Below are 17,913 nucleotides of genomic sequence, written 5' to 3'. Positions count from 1 at the left end.
GACGTGTCTGATCAGTCTAACAACATCGTACATGGCGACATGGCTGCTGGAAATATTAATAAACTTAATATTGATATGCGCCAAGGTACAACTCTCAACGAGTTGACCCTGCTTTATGCTCGCCTTCGAGCCGCAGAAGTTGAGGAAAAAGATGGCTCTGGCTTCTGCGAAAAACTTAATCATTACCTAGCAGCACCAACGGAAGGCGACGTCCGTGGACTTGAAGCAAAGCTTCGGGAGAGCGGGAGAACTGATCAGCTTTATTTTGCGATGAGTCAAAAAGAGCAAGCTGCCAAAATGGTAATGAGGCAGCAATCCTCAAGAGTTGCGCAGAGAATCTATACCATCTTATTAGATGAGCTTCACACAAACTATATGCTCGCAGTCACGCCAGTGATCGAATCAGGTGGCGATCGAGTTGTAGTTGACGCAGCAATAAACAGTATCCTTCACAACATATGTTCCATGCTCGGCGAGAATTTTTTGGAGATTTCTGTCAAGGACCTACTGGGATTGCTTTATTTTCTTGGAGGTAACTGTCACATAAGGTGGGACAAATATGCTGATCTATCATCCAGCCTATGATGCATACCATTGCGTATTTCGAATGCTTTCAATTTTATCCGTAATACCAAGCCTTGAATACGACAAAGCTAGGCTCCTAGACTTTTATCTGACCTTTCCCTCAGCGGTACAAAAGATCACCCTCCCAAAAACTTTATCTCATGGCAAGCGTACTGCGAAGAAATTCGAAAATATTTATCACGATCCTTTTGACCCCTTCCTCATCTTTAAAGATATGCGCGCCATTCAAATATCAGCCATTGGATGCTTAGTAGCTTCAGGAATAGTCGATCGCTCTAGTTATGCAGAAGGCATAATATCGCGAACAAATGTAAAATTACCAAAGTCCCTAGAAACAAGAATCTCGGTTTTTTTTGAAAGCCGCCCGGAGATTGGAGACTTTATTTTACAAGATTTGGCGATACTTCCCTTGAGAGGCATCAATGGCTTAAAGCACAGAACGGGCTTATTGGAGTATAAGTATGACATATCTTAAGCCTACACTCAGCGTACGTAGACTTATAGTACTGCAAGGGGGACATCGCGCTTTCGACTGTACTTTTCACGATGGTGTAAACATTATCAGAGGTCGCAATAGCTCCGGAAAAACCACAATTATGGATCTTTTAGCCTATTCGTTGGGGGCCGAAAACATAAGATGGAAGCCGGAAGCTCTGATGTGCTCCGCAACTATGGTTGAAGTCCACTTAAATGGAGTAGCCGCTACTCTTCTGCGAGATATCGAACCAGAAAGTCAGAGACCGCTGAATATTTTCTGGGGAAGTATTGAGGCCGCTCTTGTCGCTGGAGTAAATCACTGGGAGCGTTATCCATTTCGGCGTTCTGAGCAGAAAATAAGTTTCTCTCAAGCCCTCTTCTCCGCTTTGGAAATCCCACAAGCCCAAGGAGCAGCCGCCTCAAATTTAACAATGCACCAATTGCTACGCGTATTGTATGCAGATCAACCTTCAGTACATAGCCCAATATTCAGAACTGATAATTTCGATAGCGCTTTGACGAGAGATATGGTCGGCGGCTATCTCTGCGGTGTTTCTGATGACGATCTTTACTCTGCCCAATTAGAGGTGAGAGAGGTTGGAAAATCACTTGATAAAATTATTGGTGAGCTACGAGGTATATTTAATGTCTTAGGTCGATCTGGACAAACTCCGGACATTGAAGCCTCCAGGAGCGTAATCCCAGCGCTTGAAGCTGAGCGAGGAAGATTGACTGAATACATTGTCGGCTTAAAAGCAGAACGATCTCTATCAAAAAAAGAAGCCAACACGGCCTCTGCCAAAGTTGATGGAATCCGCTCCAAGCTAAACTCCGCAAAGCAATATGAAGCCATCCTTAAAGACGGATTATTAAAATTAAACTTAGAAATAGCAGATTCTAAACTTTTCTTGAAAGAGCTAGAAGAGCGGCTTTCTGGGTTGGATGATTCAAAGGAAACACGAAATTACTTCGGAGCACTATCATTTTTATTTTGCCCTAGTTGCTTGACAGAACTCACACCCCAGGCTTCCGAGGGACACGATTGCCACCTGTGCAAGCATGAGTTGACTGAGGGAGCGAGCAGTTCAAATATATTGCGAATGAGAAACGAGCTTTCTATCCAAATCAAAGAATCCTCGCTCCTACTTAAAGCAAAAGAAGAAGAGGCTACGAAACTTTCCCGTGACATTCCTCTTGCTACAGAAGCTGCCAAGCGACTTGAAGCCGAATATAGCTCTATATCATCTCACTGGTCGAGTAATGTTGAAACTCTTCTTGAAGACTCAGCAAGACGCCTAGGCTCTTTAGATGAAGAGATAAAACAGGCTTATGAGAACCAAAAACTTTTCACTGTAATTTCTGAATTGCAAAAAAACAGAAACGAATTAACTTTTAAGGTCGAAAAACTAAACGACCTCATTAACAACCTGGAAAGAAAGCAAGAAGCCAGAAAACGAGAAGTCTCATCAAAGCTTTCTAGCAACATGATAGAGTTACTAAAAAAAGACTTACAATTACAACCTGAATTTATAGATGCAAATACTGTTGAATTTAGCTTTATCGATAACACGGTTCTCGTTAACGGCTCTCGAAATTTTTCGGAAAGCTCTGCAGTCGTCCTTCGTCATGTATTCCATCTGGCGCTACTTAAAACCAGTGCAGAACTGTCGTACATGCGAGTTCCTCGTTTCATGATGCTTGACGGCATCGATGATGGGGGTATGGAAAAAGAGCGCAGTCATAATCTTCAGGCATTAATTGTTTCCGAGTGCGAGAAGATCAGCGTTCCATTTCAGGTTATCTATGCTACGTCAGAGATAAATCCGGATCTCCAAAATGGAGAGCTGGTTATTGGACGCTACTTCAACCCGGAATCTCGGTCGCTTAACGTATCAACTCAATTATTTAGCGCTTAGCAACATGGGGACTAATTTATTTGCCACCCAGAAACACAGAATAAATACAGCGCAAATAGTTACGTCCCCTTTTCCCACCCAAAACTTTGGCACCGACCTGGGCCGACGAGTGCTACCGAATCAAGGCTCCCCAGCTTTGAACACGGCGCGGAAATCGGATATCTGGTCTGAGAACAAAACCCCGAGCCTCCCCGTCTTGATATTCATACCGAGGTCCCGCTGACTGGCAATGTGCTCGATGGTTTCTGCATATTGTGGGGCGAGTCTACCTACAAGATAATTAATGAAGTCCTCGACTACCTTTCGGTCTTGTCGAATCGTATCAAACTTAATTGATCGCAAAGAGGCGCCAATGGACTCGCTCCACATATCCTCATATTGGAGAAACAAAGGAATCTTTCCTCGGAAATAAACATCTCCCATTGCGAGCTTCGGTATCTCTATATTCCCATGTAAAAGGTCATTCCGATCATTCATTAGAGTGTGAAATGCCTTACACTCCTCTGAGGCATAATCCACTACATTCGAAAAGCCTATGCAGTGCACGGACAACATTTGTACCCTAACATCAATTGGCTGACGGACGACGTTTTGAAAAAGGCGATCGTTAGCCTTAATCTCGGGACGAGCAAGTACGAATATGAGAAGATTCACAAATGATTCGGCCAGCACGGGTAGCATGGCACGGAGACCAAATACAAGACCAACGGCGGAGCTGTATCTTTCGTTTAGAGCCTGCCAGCGATATTTAAACTCGTCAAAGTCAGTTCCTTCGCCAGGATGAGGCAGTCGGTCCCTACGAGGATTAATATCTAGCATATCGAGTTGCTTAAAATTCTGCTCAACCGAACTTTTTATCCTACTATAGGGATTAAAAAATCTGGTCCACTTTTCAAGTTCTAGCCGAAAAGCAGATATTTTCTTGCCATAGTTTTTAAAATCAGACTTAATTTGACTTATAAACATCTCAAGAGTTAGACCGGAATCAACAAAATCTCCTATCAAGTGAACCTCAGTCCGAAAGTTCATCCCCAAAATAGAAACGACACCCCGCTCACTAGCAAGTGTCCACTCCCAATGAATTAAGTTATCCGAATCATCTTTTCTCAAAAAGTTCTGAATACCGTTTGGCTCTCCATATTTGGCATACAGATAACAGTAAAGATCAATGGGTTTTAACTCGTTTACAAATTCCCACCTGAGCCCCCGCTTCGGCAATTTCCCTCCGAACACAATATTTTTCACGCAGTGAGGGTGCGGTGCTTCCAGCTCAACAAAAAAATTTTCCATGGTGCGCTCCATTGCTTGGTCGTTTGAATAGACCTCAAGGCATGGTGCAATTGCAACGACTGAATTCGGAGACAATTGTTCAACTGCGCGGGTTATGACCGTTACCGTACGCGAGCGTGAATCCCACCACGGTAGAGTCCTAATGGAAGCCAACGAGCGTAGCGATGGAATGAACCGGGGAATCCCTCGTACTGAGACCTCCTGGGAATCAGGAGGGCAAATAGGGGGCAGACCACAATATGTCTCATCAGTGAGCTAGAGCACGTAGTAACGACGCGTAAGCCTCCCTCCTATCCCAATCCTGATAAACTCCCCCACCTTCACCCTTCTGATCCAGATTCCCCCAATGTCTCTACAACCCGCCCCACTCTCCCGCCGCTTCTCCGTCGCCCCGATGATGGATTGGACTGACCGCCACTGCCGTTTCTTCCTACGCCTCCTGTCGAAGAACGCCCTGCTCTACACCGAAATGGTCACCACTGGCGCGTTGCTCAACGGTGATCACGAACGTTTCCTGCGTCACAACGAAGCCGAGCACCCGCTGGCGTTGCAGCTCGGTGGTAGTGTTCCGCTCGATCTCGCCGCCTGCGCGCGCATGGCTCAGGAGCACGGTTACGACGAGGTGAACCTGAACGTCGGCTGCCCGAGTGATCGTGTGCAAAACAACATGATCGGCGCGTGCCTGATGGGGCATCCGCAGTTGGTGGCCGATTGTGTGAAGGCGATGCGTGATGCGGTGTCGATTCCGGTGACGGTGAAGCACCGGATCGGCATTAACGGGCGCGACAGTTATGCCGAGCTGTGCGATTTCGTCGGCACTGTTCGCGATGCCGGCTGCACGAGTTTTACCGTGCATGCGCGGATTGCGATCCTTGAGGGGTTGTCGCCGAAGGAGAATCGCGACATTCCGCCGTTGCGCTATGACGTGGCGGCGCAGTTGAAGGCGGATTTTCCGGAGCTGGAGATTGTGCTGAACGGCGGGATCAAGACCATGGAGGCCTGCCATGAGCATCTGCAGACGTTCGATGGCGTGATGTTGGGGCGTGAGGCTTATCACAATCCTTATCTGCTAGCGGAGGTCGATCAGCAACTGTTCGGCAGTACCGCTCCGGTGATCAGTCGGGCTGAGGCGTTGGCGCAGTTGCGGCCTTATATAGCTGAGCATTTGCTGGCCGGTGGTGCGATGCATCACATCACGCGGCACGTGCTGGGTTTGGGCACGGGGTTCCCCGGGGCGCGCAAGTTTCGTCAGTTGTTGTCGGTGGATATTCACAAGGCCAAGGATCCGTTGGCGTTGCTGGATCAGGCGGCTGAGTTGCTTGAAGGTCGTTGATTGATGGTTTGAGTGTGCGGGCGGCGCATGAGCGTTGCCCGGTATTTTGATGTACTGACAGGATGTCTTTTGTTTATGCCCGCGTTTACTTTTTCACGTTTCAAGCGTTTCACCCTCCTCGCTTTGTTCAGCTTCACTTCCAACGTTTATGCGCACTGCGATGGCTTTTGCATGGGCCGTACCGATACGCCGTGGGAGGTGACGCAGCTTTCCGGCTTCACTTTGGTGTCTTTAATCCTCGCACCTATTTCGTCTAGCCAGGAAACGACCGACAGTCACAAGCGTGTTTACTCTGCCGAGGAGCAAGAAGACGCACGACTCTATCTGGCCAGCGACGGCATGCTGCAGGCTGCGTATTTCACCTCGGCCTTGCAGCGCTTTCGTCAGGAGTCGTCGGATTCGACGTTAAACGATCTCGCCGTGGCGGCGTTGATCAGCGCGCAGTGATCAGGCGGCCGCTGCGGCGGTCCAGTTGACCCAACCAAACAGCCACGTCGCCAGAATCAACAATCCAAAACCGATCCGGTACCACGCGAACGCGGCATAGCTGTGGTTGGCGATAAATTTGAGCAGGCCACGCACAGCAATCATGGCGAAGATGAACGCGGTGACGAAGCCGAGGGCGAAGACTGGCAGATCGTTGGGCTGGAACAGGTCGCGGTATTTGTAGCCGGAGTACACGGCGGCGCCGACCATGGTCGGCATGGCGAGGAAGAACGAGAACTCGGTGGCGGCTTTGCGCGAAAGGCCGAAGAGCAGACCGCCGATGATCGTCGAGCCGGAACGCGAGGTGCCGGGAATCATCGCCAGGCATTGTACGAAACCGACCTTCAACGCGTGGGACCAGCACATGTCGTCGACATGTTCGACGCTGACTACATGGCTGCGCTGTTCGGCCCACAACATGACGATGCCGCCAACAACGAGGGCCACCGCAACGGTGATCGGGTTGAACAGGTATTCATGAATCGCGTCGGCGAATAACACGCCGAGGATAACGGCCGGGAAAAACGCGATCAGCAGATTAAGGGTGAAACGTTGCGCGTTGCGCTCGGTGGGCAGGCCTTTGACGATTTCGAAGATTTTCGGACGAAATTCCCAGACCACAGCCAGAATGGCCCCCAGTTGAATAATGATGTTGAACGCCATGGCGCGTTCGCCGCCAAACTCGAGCAGGTCGGCGACAATAATCTGGTGGCCGGTACTCGAGATGGGCAAGAACTCGGTCAAGCCTTCTACCGCGCCCAATATCAATACCTGGAAAAGGGTCCAGAAATCCATTAATCCTCCGTCAGAGCACTCAGGGTGAGCGACCAGTCAATAACACTCAGGGGTTGAGTATCTGAAGTAATGCATACGGCGATTCGCCGATCCGGAAGAATAGGGTTTATGCAGAGTTAGACTCAAGAACTGTTAGTAATCGTCGGCCGACGAACTAAACGGAAAAAATTTACATCTATTACAACAAATATTTCAGTTCAGATATGAAGTGTGATCAACCTCACACATTGCTGACATGGCCAATCAGTGGCAAAAGGACATAGACAAAGCCATCGCCACAAGCTCAAAATAGTGGCACCATTGCATATAGCCATCATCTACGCGCTAGTTCACAACCCCGAGGAAATCAACTAAAAGCCTGAAAAGCTTAGTTATTGTTAGAAATCTCGGGAGACACGTCTAAAATCCGCGCAAATGTTACCAATTGTCAGTCACAGATAAGAACCGGTGCTTTAACATCCCGATGTCAGCACCTAATTCGAGTCAACGCATGATGCTCTCAGGGAACTTGGCGACGAGAAGTCCGCGCCCGACAAATGATGAATCCGGTGTTCTTGCTCTGGGTCGTACACTGGGTGTGGCTGATCATTTCAGATCGCTGATCGCAAAGCACGTGCAGCCCGATATGATCCTGGAAACAGGTGCTTTCACTAGTTCATATAAGCAGCACGGTTACATCGGTTCCTACCGCGCCATTTTCGTCATCATCGATAGTCCACAAGCCATCGAAGAAAATCTGGCCCTGGTGCAGACCCTGCGCGATGACAACTTGAAGCCGCTTATTTGCGCAATTGTCACCGGCCGCGGTGCCGTCAACAAGATCAAGTATTTCCTCGCCGGGGCGGATGCCTGTATCAAGCTCAACACATTGAGCGATGACAGCGAAGACTTGCTGGCGGAGTTCTTCAACAGCGAAGACTGGCAACGAGATATCAATCTCACGCTTGATCCGACGCGGATCTGCCTGATGGACAGTCGGCGCAAACTGGATATCTCTTTCGCCGAAATGAAGATCCTCGAGGCCTTTGCGCACACCGGCAATCACATTCTGAGTCATGATGAAATCGCCAGCATCATGGGCCTCAACGCCAATTTCTACGACCCTCGGGCACTGGAAAAATCAATCAGTCGCTTGCGTGGAAAAATCAAGGACATGTATGGTACAAACGCGATTCAGAGCATCCGCGGCTACGGCTATCGCCTGATGCGGGGCCTGATATCGACTGCCTGAGTCTCGGGCAGTCTTCCCTTTTGCATACGTACGAAGGATCGTCTGATGCAGCCATATCGTTCCAATTGCGCCTCATACTTATTAAAACTCAAGCACTTGAATGAGCACGGCATCACGCCACATAACAATAAAACTCCATAACATAGCAGCAGATCGAGTGGAATTTATCGATGGCCATTTTCGGCCAGAACCCTGCCTACGATTACTTCCGAGGAAGTCATTGCTCGCCTGCCGATTTATCTTTTAGCCAATTTTGGTGTGTATTTAGGAGAGAGACATGGAAACGAGTACAACCCTCCCCAGAAAATATTTTGTTGTTGTGACGCACAGCACAACGTCGCAACGTGAACTGGAAAGTATCTTGTCCAGCGAGCGTTTCAATTCGTTTGGCACGTCGCAGGCACAAATGTTTGTTGAAGGTGTTGCTTCGCCCTCTTCCGCCCCGATGGTCATGGAGTTCAGTTACCCAAGCCTCAGCCGAAAGAATGTTGCGCGCAGTATCGAACATGATACTCAACGCATACTGGCCACTCTTGAAAATGAATGGCGAGCCGCGCAAACAGACAATCCGTTTCAAAGCTTCCCGACCCGCAGTGCAGAACGCGCTCATATCTCCAATATCAGCGAGAGCACTGAGCCTTGCAGCGATACCTGGCATCTCGACGATGAACAAGGCGTGTTGCTCAAGGACAATATTGCGATCAGCCTGACTGGCCTGGAAACCGCGCTGGTGAGGAAAATGCTGAGCCATGAAGAGCGCGTGGTCAGTCGTGATGACCTGATCATCAGCATTGGTCGGGAACCCGAGCAATACCGTGGCCTGGAAATGTGCCTGAGCCGATTGCAGGACAAGTTCAAGAGTGCGAGTAATGGCGAGCGATTGTTCCGAGCCGTAAGAAATCGCGGATATTGCCTGATCCAGGAAGTCGTTGCTTAATCACAAGCGACGCGCAAACCAAGACAAACAGATAAAGTGCGACTACAACAACAAGAAGAGCACTCTGTTTGGGTTTACCCTCCCTGATTCGATAAAAGCTTCCCTGCCTCCACCCTTCAACAGTAACAAATACGCCCTCGCTTTTTCATCCCCCGCTCTACGACCTTTTCTAACAACCTTCTATTTAATTATTAAAAAGTTGGCATTGTGCCATCTTGTTAGAACTCGTCAGACACCATTCCCGGCAATAACTTAGTCTATTGGCTGACGACAGTTCGGCTCTCGATGTTGTTACCTCAAGACACTCGCTAAAACAAAAACAATAAGTCTGCATAACAACTCGGCTTTCAACTGTTGAAACCTGAATGGACGTCTTTTGGGGATATCGTATGGATCTTTCTCTCAGTATTAATCGAAGCACGGGCCTCAAGGGACTGACCTTTTGGGGCCAATGGGCGCTGGCACAGGCTTTCGTTGTGACGCTGCTGTTCATCCTCGCTGAACAGCACACCGGAACCGTCGCGTTCTACTACCGAATGTGCGCCACCCTTGCCGTCCTGGCCTCGGTGCCGGCTTACACATTCAGCGGCGTTTATCGCAAACGCGACAACTACCTGACCGGCCTCGGCCGCTTGTTCATGGGCTGGTCGATGACCATGGCCGCGCTGGCGTGCATCGCGTTTGTCTGCCAGGCCGATGAGCTGTTTTCCCGTCAGGTGATTCTCAGCTGGGCGGTGTATGGCTTCCTCGGTCAGGCGTTCCTCTACGCGCCGCTGCATGCGTTTTCCAAGTACTACCAGCGTTCGCGTAAAAGCGAACACCGGACGTTGATCGTCGGTACTGGCGAACTGGCGTTGGGCCTGGCGAAGAAACTCAGCCAACTGGAAAACCTGCCGCTGATTGGTCTGGTCAGCAACGGTGACAAACCGGTCCTCGCTTCCGACGCACCGCGTGTCGTTGGTGCTCAGGACGAGTTGCTGGAGTTGATCGAAGCTCACGACATCCGTCGTTTGTACATCACCCTGCCGCTGTGCGAAGCCGCGAAAATCGAAGCGATGTATGTCGATTTGCTCGGCGCCAACGTCGATGTGGTGTGGGTGCCGGACTTGAACAGCCTGACCCTGCTCAACCACTCCGTGAAAGTCGTGGACGGCCTGCCGGCGATTTACCTCAACGAAAGCCCGCTGACCAGCCGCCCCACCGCTGCTCTGAGCAAGAGTCTGGTTGAGAAAACCGTGGCATTCCTGGCAATCATCGCGCTCAGTCCGCTGCTGTTGATCATCGCTCTGGCGGTAAAACTCAACTCGCCCGGCCCGGTGTTTTTCAAGCAGGACCGCCATGGCTGGAACGGCAAGGTGATCAAGGTCTGGAAATTCCGCTCGATGCGTGTCCACGATGACCGCGAAGTGAAACAGGCCAGCCGCAATGACTCGCGCATCACCGCAGTAGGCCGTTTTATCCGCCGCACTTCCCTGGATGAGTTGCCGCAACTGTTCAACGTGTTGCAGGGGCATATGGCGCTGGTAGGTCCACGGCCGCATGCGGTGGCGCACAACAATTACTACTCGGGCAAGATCCTCGCTTACATGGCCCGTCACCGAATCAAACCGGGCATCACTGGCCTGGCGCAGATCAGTGGCTGCCGCGGTGAGACCGACACCATCGACAAGATGCAGAAGCGTGTCGAGATCGACCTGCAGTACATCAACAGCTGGTCGTTGTGGCTGGATCTGAAGATCCTGGTGAAGACGCCGTTTACGTTGTTGTCGAAGGATATTTACTGAGGTTCAGCGCTGCAGATCACAAGGGGACGAAAGTCCCCTTTTTTGTGGGCGGGATTTGGGTAACCGGTATCGACTACAGGTGCGCCCCCGTGGGAGCGAGCCTGCTCGCGAAAGCGGTGTGTCAGGCACTGGAGATATTGGATGTGCCGGACCATTCGCGAGCAAGCTCGCTCCCACAGGGATTCGGGTGATGACCAGGATGTGTGGCGTGACGCCGATCAAGTGTAGGAGTGAGCCTGCTCGCGAAAGCGGTGTGTCAGGCGATGGCGATGTTGAATGTGTCGGCGCCTTCGCGAGCAGGCTCGCTCCCACAGAGATCAGGGTTAGGGTCGAAAACTGTGCTGTAACACAACACCCTGTGGGAGCGAGCCTGCTCGCGAAAGCGTTGTGTCAGGCACTGGAGATGTTGGATGTGCCGGACCATTCGCGAGCAGGCTCGCTCCCACAGACCAGCGCTTACTCGGTAATCTTTTCGAAGTTGCGATAGAACATGTCCCCTTCCCGGCTATCCGTCATCGAGTGCAGTTGATAGCTGCGGCTCAGTCTGGCGCCGCCATCTCGGGTCAGTGGCGCCCAGACCAGGTTGGCGCGGCGCATGGTCGACATGCTCATCATTTCGTCGAACGGGATCGACAGGTACAGGCCCTTGTCGAAACTACCTTCGCCATATTCCGCGCTACTGGCCGTGGTGATGGTTGCCCAGGCACCGACGCGCACGCCGTTGAAAAACTCGCGCGAGATGTCCACGGTGGTGCCCCAGTCTCCGGCCAGATAGCGACCGACACTGACCGCCGCCAGCGTGTCGAACGGCAGGTCGGTATAGCCGGTGATATGCCCGGTCACTACCGAGTAATCGCGCAAGGCAAAGCCCTGATCGAAATCACGCTGGCGCACCCAGTTCAGATCCGCGCCCAGCGACCAGCGCTCGCCGGTCGGGCGGAACAACACTTCCGCGCCGACGCCGGCAAACATCGATTCCAGATAGCCGCCGTACACCATGCCGTACAGATCCTTGTCCAACTGCTCGGCATGGCTGAGCTGGAACAACGGCATGGTCGTGTTTGACGTCGTCAGGTACTGGCGCAAATCCGTGCGCACGCGGGGCAATCCGCTCGGCGCGTCGTAGACGAATTTGTCGAAGTTGTTGACCAGGTTGGCGCTGAGCAAACCGCTCCACCAGGTGTTGCGGTTGAAGCGATATTCCGCGTCCGCATCGGCACTGAATTGATAGAGCAAACCATCCGGGCCGCCGACGTTCTGCTTGAAGCCCAGCCCCACGCCATAGCTGAAATGCTGCGGCGCTTCGGTGTAGAGGGTTTTCTCGTTGTGCGGCATCGCCGGGTTGATTTCGGTAGTGCGGTGCAGCGACTCCAACGGTTCTTCATTGTTGATCACTTCGCGGAAGGTCTGGCGCGGCAGGCTGGTTTCTTCCAGCGGCAGGTCGTAGCGCTTGTTGACCACGGTGAACCAGTCGATGTCGTCGTTGACGCTGTTGTCGAGAATCCGGCTCGCGCGGCCAACGGCTTTGGACGAATGGAAATAACGCTGCTGCTCGCCATAGACGATCAGTTCGGAATCGCGCTGGCTGATGCGCTCGACCTTGTACCCGGCATTCTGCTGCAAACGCCGCGACACATCGGCCCAGTTGACCTGTTCCATCGAGGTCGTCGGCGCCTTCGCCGGCAGCGGTTCGGGGGTCGGATCGTAAGTCTTGGCCGGCGCCTTGCGGCTGACGAAATTGGTGTGAAACGTCACGCCGAACATCGCCGTGTTGCCCCGCTCCCACGCGGCGCTCAGGTCGATCGAATCGGTCACCTTGAACACCGCGCCAAGGTTGATCGGCGAGTCCTGTTTGATCTCGTTGTCCTTCGGCTCGTTCTTGTAGTCGTTGCCTTCGAATTCCAGCTTCAGGCTCAGCCGATCCCACGGCGTTTGGTAGCTCACGCCACCGAACAGTGAAGGCTTGCCGCGAAAGTACGAGCCGGAGTTGACGTCGCCGGTGCCTTCCAGCGCCGGGCGCGTATCGAAGCGATTGCTGACGTAGCCCAGCGGGTTGTCGAAGTCGCCGCGATTACCGATGTAGCCCCAGGCGATGCCGGCGCTGAAGTCGAAATTGTCGAAGCGCTTGTTGGCGACGAAGAATTCGCTGGAGAACAAACCGGTACCACCGATATCTCGAAAGCCCAGCGCCACTTCCGGTGCCCAGTGGCTTTCCTGCCACAGGCGCACTTTGGCGTCGACCGCCTTGTCCTTGTAGCTTTGACTGCCGCTGAGGGCCTCCGAGCCGTAGGGCCGGTTGGTGATCGCGGTGTAGCGAAACGAACCTTCGAGCCAGTCCAGCGGTTGCAACGACACGCTGTAGCGGCTGTAGGGGTCGGTGCGGTTGGCGTTGACGCTCAGCTCGCCGGCCGGGGCCATGCGCGCCGTCGGCGTCTGCAACAGACCGGCGCCACCGAAGTCATTCTGGGTGATGCGCGGCTCGGCGTGAGCCAGACCGCAGGGCAATAACAACACAGCTGCAAAACGTAACTTCAACGAACCACCTCGGCCAGCTGCGTGGCAATGAATTCGGCCAACTGCTGATTCAGTTCAGGAAGAGGCGGATCAAGATCATCATTTTTTATCGGCACCAGAATCCTGCTGCCGGCCACCGGAAACTGCCCGGACTCGCGATTCCAGTGCGCGATGCCGACGCGCCGCGAGACGCCGTTGGGCTGGATCAACCACAGGTAATCGGCCTCGGCATCGTCGAGAATCGAGCAGCCTTCGAGATATTCGCGGGCCTCCTGCAATGGCTGGTACGGCAAGTGACATGGCTCGGTGACCGCGCCCAACACCTGCACTTCATCAACCCGTTTCGGGTAGATCAGCCGATCGCCGTCATCCAGACGAATGTTGCGCGCGAAGCCGACTTCCACCGCTACCGGATCGAGGTCAGCGATCTGCCGTCCGGTCACTGGCATTTGTCGAACCTCTTCGGCAATGCGCTGTGCCAGTGCCGCGCGGCTTGGCCGATCGAACAGCGTCGCCATGCGCTGCAGCACCTCGAGATCGAACAACACGCCGACCTTGAGCCGCGTCTGTTCCTCGACCAGCGACTGGCGCAACAAGCCGCCCGCCAGCCAATAGCCTTCGGCATTGGGCACGGCTTCGCTGATCACATCGAACAGGCGTCCACCCGGCGGCAATGCGATCGGCCCGGGATTGGCGACGTCGCCGGACACAGTGACGGCGGCCTGACTCGCCCCAGCGATCAGCAAAAGACCCGCCGCGATTAGGCTTAAGCGCTTCACGGCAGATGCCTGCGATCAGGCGTCAGCTGAACCAGCTTGACGCGCAATTGCGAGGTCAGTTGCTGCTCGCTCTGCAGAATGAAACCGTCTCGCGGGTCGACCCAATAACGGTTGGTTGCGCTGAGGCCGATGGCTGGGGCGTCGATCTGTTCATCGATGCGCAGCACCGAGTAAGGCTTGTCGAGAATTTCCAGGGTTTCGGTGGCGCGGCGCGAGAAGCGGCTGTTGACGATCACGCCGACTTCCTGGCCTTTGTACAGATCGATCCAGCGCCGTGTGGTGAAACCGTCGGCGACGTGATGCAGGCCTTGCTTGAACGGCGAGTCATCGGCCAGCCGCGTGCCATCCAGATCACCTTGCAGGCCGAGGCCGATGCTGCGCACGGCGAGGCCATCGCGCAGCAGCAAAACCTGCTTGCCGGAGGCGACCCAGAATTGCAGGTCTTCACGCTCGCGCACCAGCGCCAGCACGCCTGAGCCGGACGGTGTGGTGAGTTTCAGTTGCGGGTAGTTGACCCCGGCGACTTCGGCCGCTGTCACATCAACCTCGTCGGGGCCGACGACGGCGGCTTTAAGGTTGTTCAGCGATGCGCTCATCAGCGGGTTACAGCCGCACAGCAACGAGGCCGCCATCAGGCAGACGCCCACTTTCAATAGGTTCACAGTCGGGCGGCCTTATTTGCTGTTGTTGCTGTATTCGCTCCAGTTCTTCGCTGCCGAAGCCCCGGTGCCGACAATCGACGCCGACGGCACCAACTGGCTGATGAAACGGTTCCAGCGAGTGACGTTGGCCGGGCCGACGTAGACCACATCCTGCGGCCGCACCTGGAAGTGCGAAGCCAGTGCCATGGCGGTCGGTGATTCGGCTTCGAGCTGATAGATCTTCGCCGGCTCGACGTCGAGGTTTTCCACACCGCGAATGACATAGACCGCGTTGCCGTTGGAGCTGGTCTGACTCAGGCCACCGACCGAACCGAGCACGTCGGACAGGTTCATGGTTGCGGTCTTGAAGCTCAGCGCGCGCGGCTGGTTGACCTCGCCCATGACGTAGATGCGCTTGTTGTCGTTGTACGGCAGATACAGCTGATCGCCGCCCTTGAGGTAGACGTTCTGCAGTTCGGAATCCTGCTGATTGAGCGTGTCGAGATTGAGCGGATACACCCGCCCGTTGCGCGTCAGCAACAGCCCGGACAAGTCAGCGTTGTTGGTGTCGATGCCAGCGGAACCGAGGGCCTCGACCACGCTCAGCGGATTGGTCGAAATCGCTTGCGGGCCGGCCTTCGTGACGGCGCCAGTGACCACGACTTTCTGACTGGCGAAGCGCAACACCGCGACGTCGACCTGCGGCTCGGCGATGAACGCCGACAAGCGCTGTTCGATGTCCGCGCGCAGTTGCTGGATGGTCCGGCCGGCGGCCTGGACTTCCTTGATGAACGGGTAATACAGCGTGCCATCGGAGCGCACCAGACGGCCGTTGGCATCGATCTGTTGTTGCGCGCCGGAGGGGGCAGTCAGCTCCGGGTGATCCCAGACGGTGATATACAGCACGTCATTGTTGCCGATGCGATATTCCGCCGGCGTCACCAGCAGCTCCGCCGGCAGCGACTCACGCTTCTGCGTGGCGCGGTTCATGGCGATCAGCTTCGGGGTGATCGGAATCAGCTCGACCCGACTGCTTTCGCTGGCACCCTGGCGGGTGATATCGCTGGTGCTCAGGTACTGGCCGGGGGAAAACATGCAACCTTGCAAAGCGAGACTTGCCAACATTAAAAGATAAACACTACGAGTCATAATGGCACTACGCTATTCAAGGGCGAATCCAAAAAACAAAGTCACCCGACTTGCGTCGGGCGACTCTGTACTGCACTAACAAATGTTCCTGTTAGTTATGCGTGCCGGTTGTACCGGTGGTACCCGTCGTACCGGTGGTACCGCCGTTGGCACTGCCACCGCTGTTGGACGCCGCTACAGCACTGGCAACCATTGCAGTACTGGCCGCGGGCGCTTGCGAAGCCGCCACACTGCCACCTACATTGGTTACCGCTGTCAACGGCGCTTCAGCGGCGGCAGCCCAGTTGCTCAACATCGTCAACAGGGCAACTGCCATCACTTTTTTCATAACAACTCCTTTCTAACATTCGAACTGTTAAAAACAGATCTGTGTCAGAGCTGGTAGCTTTCAAGTCCGCAAAGAGCGCGAACAAGATCCGTTGTTCTTTCACAGTCCTGTGCAACTGCTAAAGTCGAACGGCAGGTTTATATCTACGGATTTGCAAATGGCATTGCCAGTGTAATTTCCCGACGTTATCTAACAACCTGACTGAAACTAACATCGGACTAAATGGCCATCATCGCGAATAACCATTGGGATGATTCGATTGCCAGCGCCAAGTGTCGGCGACCATGTCCTGCAAGTTGCGCGTGGCTTTCCAGCCGAGCTCTTTCGCCGCTTTCGAAGCATCGGCAAAACTTTCGGCGATATCACCGGCGCGGCGCGGCATCATCCGGTACGGCACCGGCCGCCCGCAGGCCTGTTCGAAGGCATGCAGCACTTGCAGCACGCTGTAGCCATCGCCGGTGCCGAGGTTCCAGGTGTGGATGCCGGTGCGCTCGCTGATCGCCTGCAACGCTTTCAAATGCCCATCCGCCAGATCGACGACATGAATGTAATCGCGCACGCCGGTGCCATCGGCGGTCGGGTAATCATTACCGAAGATCGACAGCTCGCGCAGGCTGCCGACCGCGACCTGGCTGATATACGGCACCAGATTGTTCGGAATGCCGTTGGGGTCTTCGCCCATGTGCCCGCTGGCGTGGGCGCCGATCGGGTTGAAATAGCGCAGCAGCGCAATGCTCCAGCGCGGCTCGGCGAGGCTCAGGTCGCGCAGCACGTTCTCGACGATCAGCTTGGACTGACCGTAGGGATTGGTCGGATTGCCCGTAGGAAAATCCTCGCGAATCGGCATCTCTTCAGGCTCGCCGTACACCGTCGCCGAGGAACTGAACACCAGCCGGAACACCCCCGCCGCTGCCATCGCCTGACACAGGGTGATGCTGCCGCCGACGTTGGTTTCGTAGTATTCGAGCGGCTTGCGCACACTCTCGCCCACGGCTTTGAGCCCGGCGAAATGCAGCACGGCGTCGATCTGATGCTCGCGGAAAATCCGGTCGAGCAGCGGCCGATCGCAGACATCGCCGCGAATCATCCATGCACTTTTGCCGCAAATGGCTTCAACGGCGTGAAGTGCTGCGTCGCTGCTGTTACAAAGATTATCCAGAACGACAACTTCATAACCTGCCTCAAGCAATGCAAGTGTGGTATGCGAGCCGATATAGCCGGCACCACCCGTTACCAGAATCTTCATAGCGCGGTCCGTCATTGAATAAATACCCGGTAGCGTGTCAAGCCATGCCTGGTGGAGATGCGGAGCAATTCACACAAACAGGGCGACAACAACCTCAAACAAATTTAGTTCAACCACTGGCAATAATTATTTTTGCCGGTCAAACTGTTTGACGGGTACTTATTAGCACTCCCTGGACACTTATCACTATCGACAGATACCGACTAAAAATAACTAATAACCAAGTAGTCGACATCTCATAACATTAGCGTTTTTTAACAGCGCAACTAATTGCCAGCAACAACCTGACTCGGGTATTAAAGTAAGCCTTCAATAATCATTGAAACTTGCCACCACTTTCTGGTGCGCAACCGTCGCCTGTGTTCCATGACTGTCCAGGATACTTTTATGATTCGTAAATGTTTGTTCCCCGCTGCCGGCTA

16 protein-coding genes are annotated in these 17,913 nt (G+C 53.7%); 8 read left to right on the top strand and 8 right to left on the bottom strand.

Annotation, left to right across the window (positions count from 1 at the left end; translation table 11 throughout):
* Positions 1-3 precede the first annotated feature (3 nt).
* From D8U70_RS12670 to D8U70_RS12660, 3 genes are read left to right on the top strand one after another with little or no spacing between them, the layout of a single operon-like run.
* Complete coding sequence (locus D8U70_RS12670; protein ID WP_241664657.1) at positions 4-585, top strand: ABC-three component system protein; 582 nt, start codon at positions 4-6, stop codon at positions 583-585.
* Complete coding sequence (locus D8U70_RS12665) at positions 560-1,060, top strand: ABC-three component system middle component 5 (protein WP_130929007.1); 501 nt, start codon at positions 560-562, stop codon at positions 1,058-1,060. The genes D8U70_RS12670 and D8U70_RS12665 overlap by 26 nt, the downstream gene beginning before the upstream one ends.
* Complete coding sequence (locus tag D8U70_RS12660) at positions 1,047-2,978, top strand: ATP-binding protein (RefSeq protein WP_130929006.1); 1,932 nt, start codon at positions 1,047-1,049, stop codon at positions 2,976-2,978. Before D8U70_RS12665 ends, D8U70_RS12660 begins: the two co-directional genes overlap by 14 nt.
* Before the next feature lie 120 nt (positions 2,979-3,098).
* On the opposite strand, the gene D8U70_RS12655 is transcribed toward D8U70_RS12660, so the two are convergent.
* Positions 3,099-4,268, bottom strand: a complete 1,170-nt coding sequence (locus tag D8U70_RS12655; protein ID WP_130929005.1) for a hypothetical protein — start codon at positions 4,266-4,268, stop codon at positions 3,099-3,101.
* 346 nt (positions 4,269-4,614) lie between these two features.
* On the opposite strand from D8U70_RS12655, the gene dusA reads away from it, so the two are divergent.
* Positions 4,615-5,601 carry a tRNA dihydrouridine(20/20a) synthase DusA gene (dusA, locus tag D8U70_RS12650; protein ID WP_130929004.1) on the top strand — a complete coding sequence of 329 codons (987 nt, stop codon included), beginning with the start codon at positions 4,615-4,617 and terminating at the stop codon, positions 5,599-5,601.
* Positions 5,602-5,676: 75 nt separating this feature from the next.
* Positions 5,677-6,048 carry a DUF2388 domain-containing protein gene (locus tag D8U70_RS12645; protein WP_024013605.1) on the top strand — a complete coding sequence of 124 codons (372 nt, stop codon included), beginning with the start codon at positions 5,677-5,679 and terminating at the stop codon, positions 6,046-6,048.
* Here the strand turns inward: D8U70_RS12645 and D8U70_RS12640 are convergent, their stop codons facing one another.
* Positions 6,049-6,882, bottom strand: coding sequence for an undecaprenyl-diphosphate phosphatase (locus D8U70_RS12640; RefSeq protein ID WP_130929003.1), 834 nt, complete (start codon positions 6,880-6,882; stop codon positions 6,049-6,051).
* A gap of 490 nt (positions 6,883-7,372) precedes the next feature.
* On the opposite strand from D8U70_RS12640, the gene D8U70_RS12635 reads away from it, so the two are divergent.
* The 3 genes from D8U70_RS12635 (at position 7,373) to D8U70_RS12625 (ending at position 10,834) form a co-directional block, all read left to right on the top strand.
* Positions 7,373-8,113 (top strand): winged helix-turn-helix domain-containing protein, encoded by a 741-nt coding sequence (locus D8U70_RS12635; RefSeq protein ID WP_122746874.1) that lies wholly within the window; start codon positions 7,373-7,375, stop codon positions 8,111-8,113.
* A gap of 277 nt (positions 8,114-8,390) precedes the next feature.
* The gene (locus D8U70_RS12630) at positions 8,391-9,050 is read left to right on the top strand and encodes a helix-turn-helix domain-containing protein (RefSeq protein WP_130929002.1); all 660 of its coding nucleotides are present in this window, start codon (positions 8,391-8,393) and stop codon (positions 9,048-9,050) included.
* 389 nt (positions 9,051-9,439) lie between these two features.
* On the top strand, positions 9,440-10,834 hold the full coding sequence (locus tag D8U70_RS12625; protein WP_122612703.1) for an undecaprenyl-phosphate glucose phosphotransferase: 1,395 nt from the start codon (positions 9,440-9,442) through the stop codon (positions 10,832-10,834).
* Positions 10,835-11,290: 456 nt separating this feature from the next.
* Here D8U70_RS12625 and D8U70_RS12615 read toward each other — a convergent pair whose 3' ends face one another.
* From D8U70_RS12615 to galE, 6 genes are all read right to left on the bottom strand, one after another.
* The gene (locus D8U70_RS12615; RefSeq protein ID WP_122703589.1) at positions 11,291-13,369 is read right to left on the bottom strand and encodes a YjbH domain-containing protein; all 2,079 of its coding nucleotides are present in this window, start codon (positions 13,367-13,369) and stop codon (positions 11,291-11,293) included.
* Positions 13,366-14,127, bottom strand: a complete 762-nt coding sequence (locus D8U70_RS12610) for a capsule biosynthesis GfcC family protein (protein ID WP_125927268.1) — start codon at positions 14,125-14,127, stop codon at positions 13,366-13,368. Before D8U70_RS12610 ends, D8U70_RS12615 begins: the two co-directional genes overlap by 4 nt.
* A complete protein-coding gene (locus tag D8U70_RS12605; protein WP_122508331.1) occupies positions 14,124-14,789 on the bottom strand; it encodes a YjbF family lipoprotein in 666 nt (221 codons plus the stop codon). The genes D8U70_RS12610 and D8U70_RS12605 overlap by 4 nt, the downstream gene beginning before the upstream one ends.
* 12 nt (positions 14,790-14,801) lie before the next feature.
* Positions 14,802-15,917 carry a polysaccharide biosynthesis/export family protein gene (locus D8U70_RS12600; protein WP_177180896.1) on the bottom strand — a complete coding sequence of 372 codons (1,116 nt, stop codon included), beginning with the start codon at positions 15,915-15,917 and terminating at the stop codon, positions 14,802-14,804.
* Between the two features lie 91 nt (positions 15,918-16,008).
* Positions 16,009-16,245 carry a hypothetical protein gene (locus D8U70_RS12595; RefSeq protein WP_016775457.1) on the bottom strand — a complete coding sequence of 79 codons (237 nt, stop codon included), beginning with the start codon at positions 16,243-16,245 and terminating at the stop codon, positions 16,009-16,011.
* Positions 16,246-16,474: 229 nt separating this feature from the next.
* The gene (galE, locus tag D8U70_RS12590) at positions 16,475-17,491 is read right to left on the bottom strand and encodes a UDP-glucose 4-epimerase GalE (protein WP_130929001.1); all 1,017 of its coding nucleotides are present in this window, start codon (positions 17,489-17,491) and stop codon (positions 16,475-16,477) included.
* Between the last annotated feature and the right edge of the window lie 422 nt (positions 17,492-17,913).

Origin of the sequence: Pseudomonas sp. Sample_20 (assembly GCF_004307585.1) — a bacterium.
GTDB lineage: Bacteria > Pseudomonadota > Gammaproteobacteria > Pseudomonadales > Pseudomonadaceae > Aquipseudomonas > Aquipseudomonas atacamensis.
The sequence above is the reverse complement of the archived record's forward strand: the minus strand, read 5'-3'. Positions and strand labels throughout refer to the sequence as shown.

Excerpts from the sequence above, each read along its gene's own strand:
- D8U70_RS12665 (WP_130929007.1), top strand. The coding sequence starts at position 560 with ATGCTGATCTATCATCCAGCCTATGATGCATACCATTGCGTATTTCGA.
- D8U70_RS12660 (WP_130929006.1), top strand. The coding sequence starts at position 1,047 with ATGACATATCTTAAGCCTACACTCAGCGTACGTAGACTTATAGTACTG.
- D8U70_RS12655 (WP_130929005.1), bottom strand. The coding sequence starts at position 4,268 with ATGGAAAATTTTTTTGTTGAGCTGGAAGCACCGCACCCTCACTGCGTG.
- dusA (WP_130929004.1), top strand. The coding sequence starts at position 4,615 with ATGTCTCTACAACCCGCCCCACTCTCCCGCCGCTTCTCCGTCGCCCCG.
- D8U70_RS12645 (WP_024013605.1), top strand. The coding sequence starts at position 5,677 with ATGCCCGCGTTTACTTTTTCACGTTTCAAGCGTTTCACCCTCCTCGCT.
- D8U70_RS12640 (WP_130929003.1), bottom strand. The coding sequence starts at position 6,882 with ATGGATTTCTGGACCCTTTTCCAGGTATTGATATTGGGCGCGGTAGAA.
- D8U70_RS12635 (WP_122746874.1), top strand. The coding sequence starts at position 7,373 with ATGATGCTCTCAGGGAACTTGGCGACGAGAAGTCCGCGCCCGACAAAT.
- D8U70_RS12630 (WP_130929002.1), top strand. The coding sequence starts at position 8,391 with ATGGAAACGAGTACAACCCTCCCCAGAAAATATTTTGTTGTTGTGACG.
- D8U70_RS12625 (WP_122612703.1), top strand. The coding sequence starts at position 9,440 with ATGGATCTTTCTCTCAGTATTAATCGAAGCACGGGCCTCAAGGGACTG.
- D8U70_RS12600 (WP_177180896.1), bottom strand. The coding sequence starts at position 15,917 with ATGACTCGTAGTGTTTATCTTTTAATGTTGGCAAGTCTCGCTTTGCAA.
- D8U70_RS12595 (WP_016775457.1), bottom strand. The coding sequence starts at position 16,245 with ATGAAAAAAGTGATGGCAGTTGCCCTGTTGACGATGTTGAGCAACTGG.
- galE (WP_130929001.1), bottom strand. The coding sequence starts at position 17,491 with ATGAAGATTCTGGTAACGGGTGGTGCCGGCTATATCGGCTCGCATACC.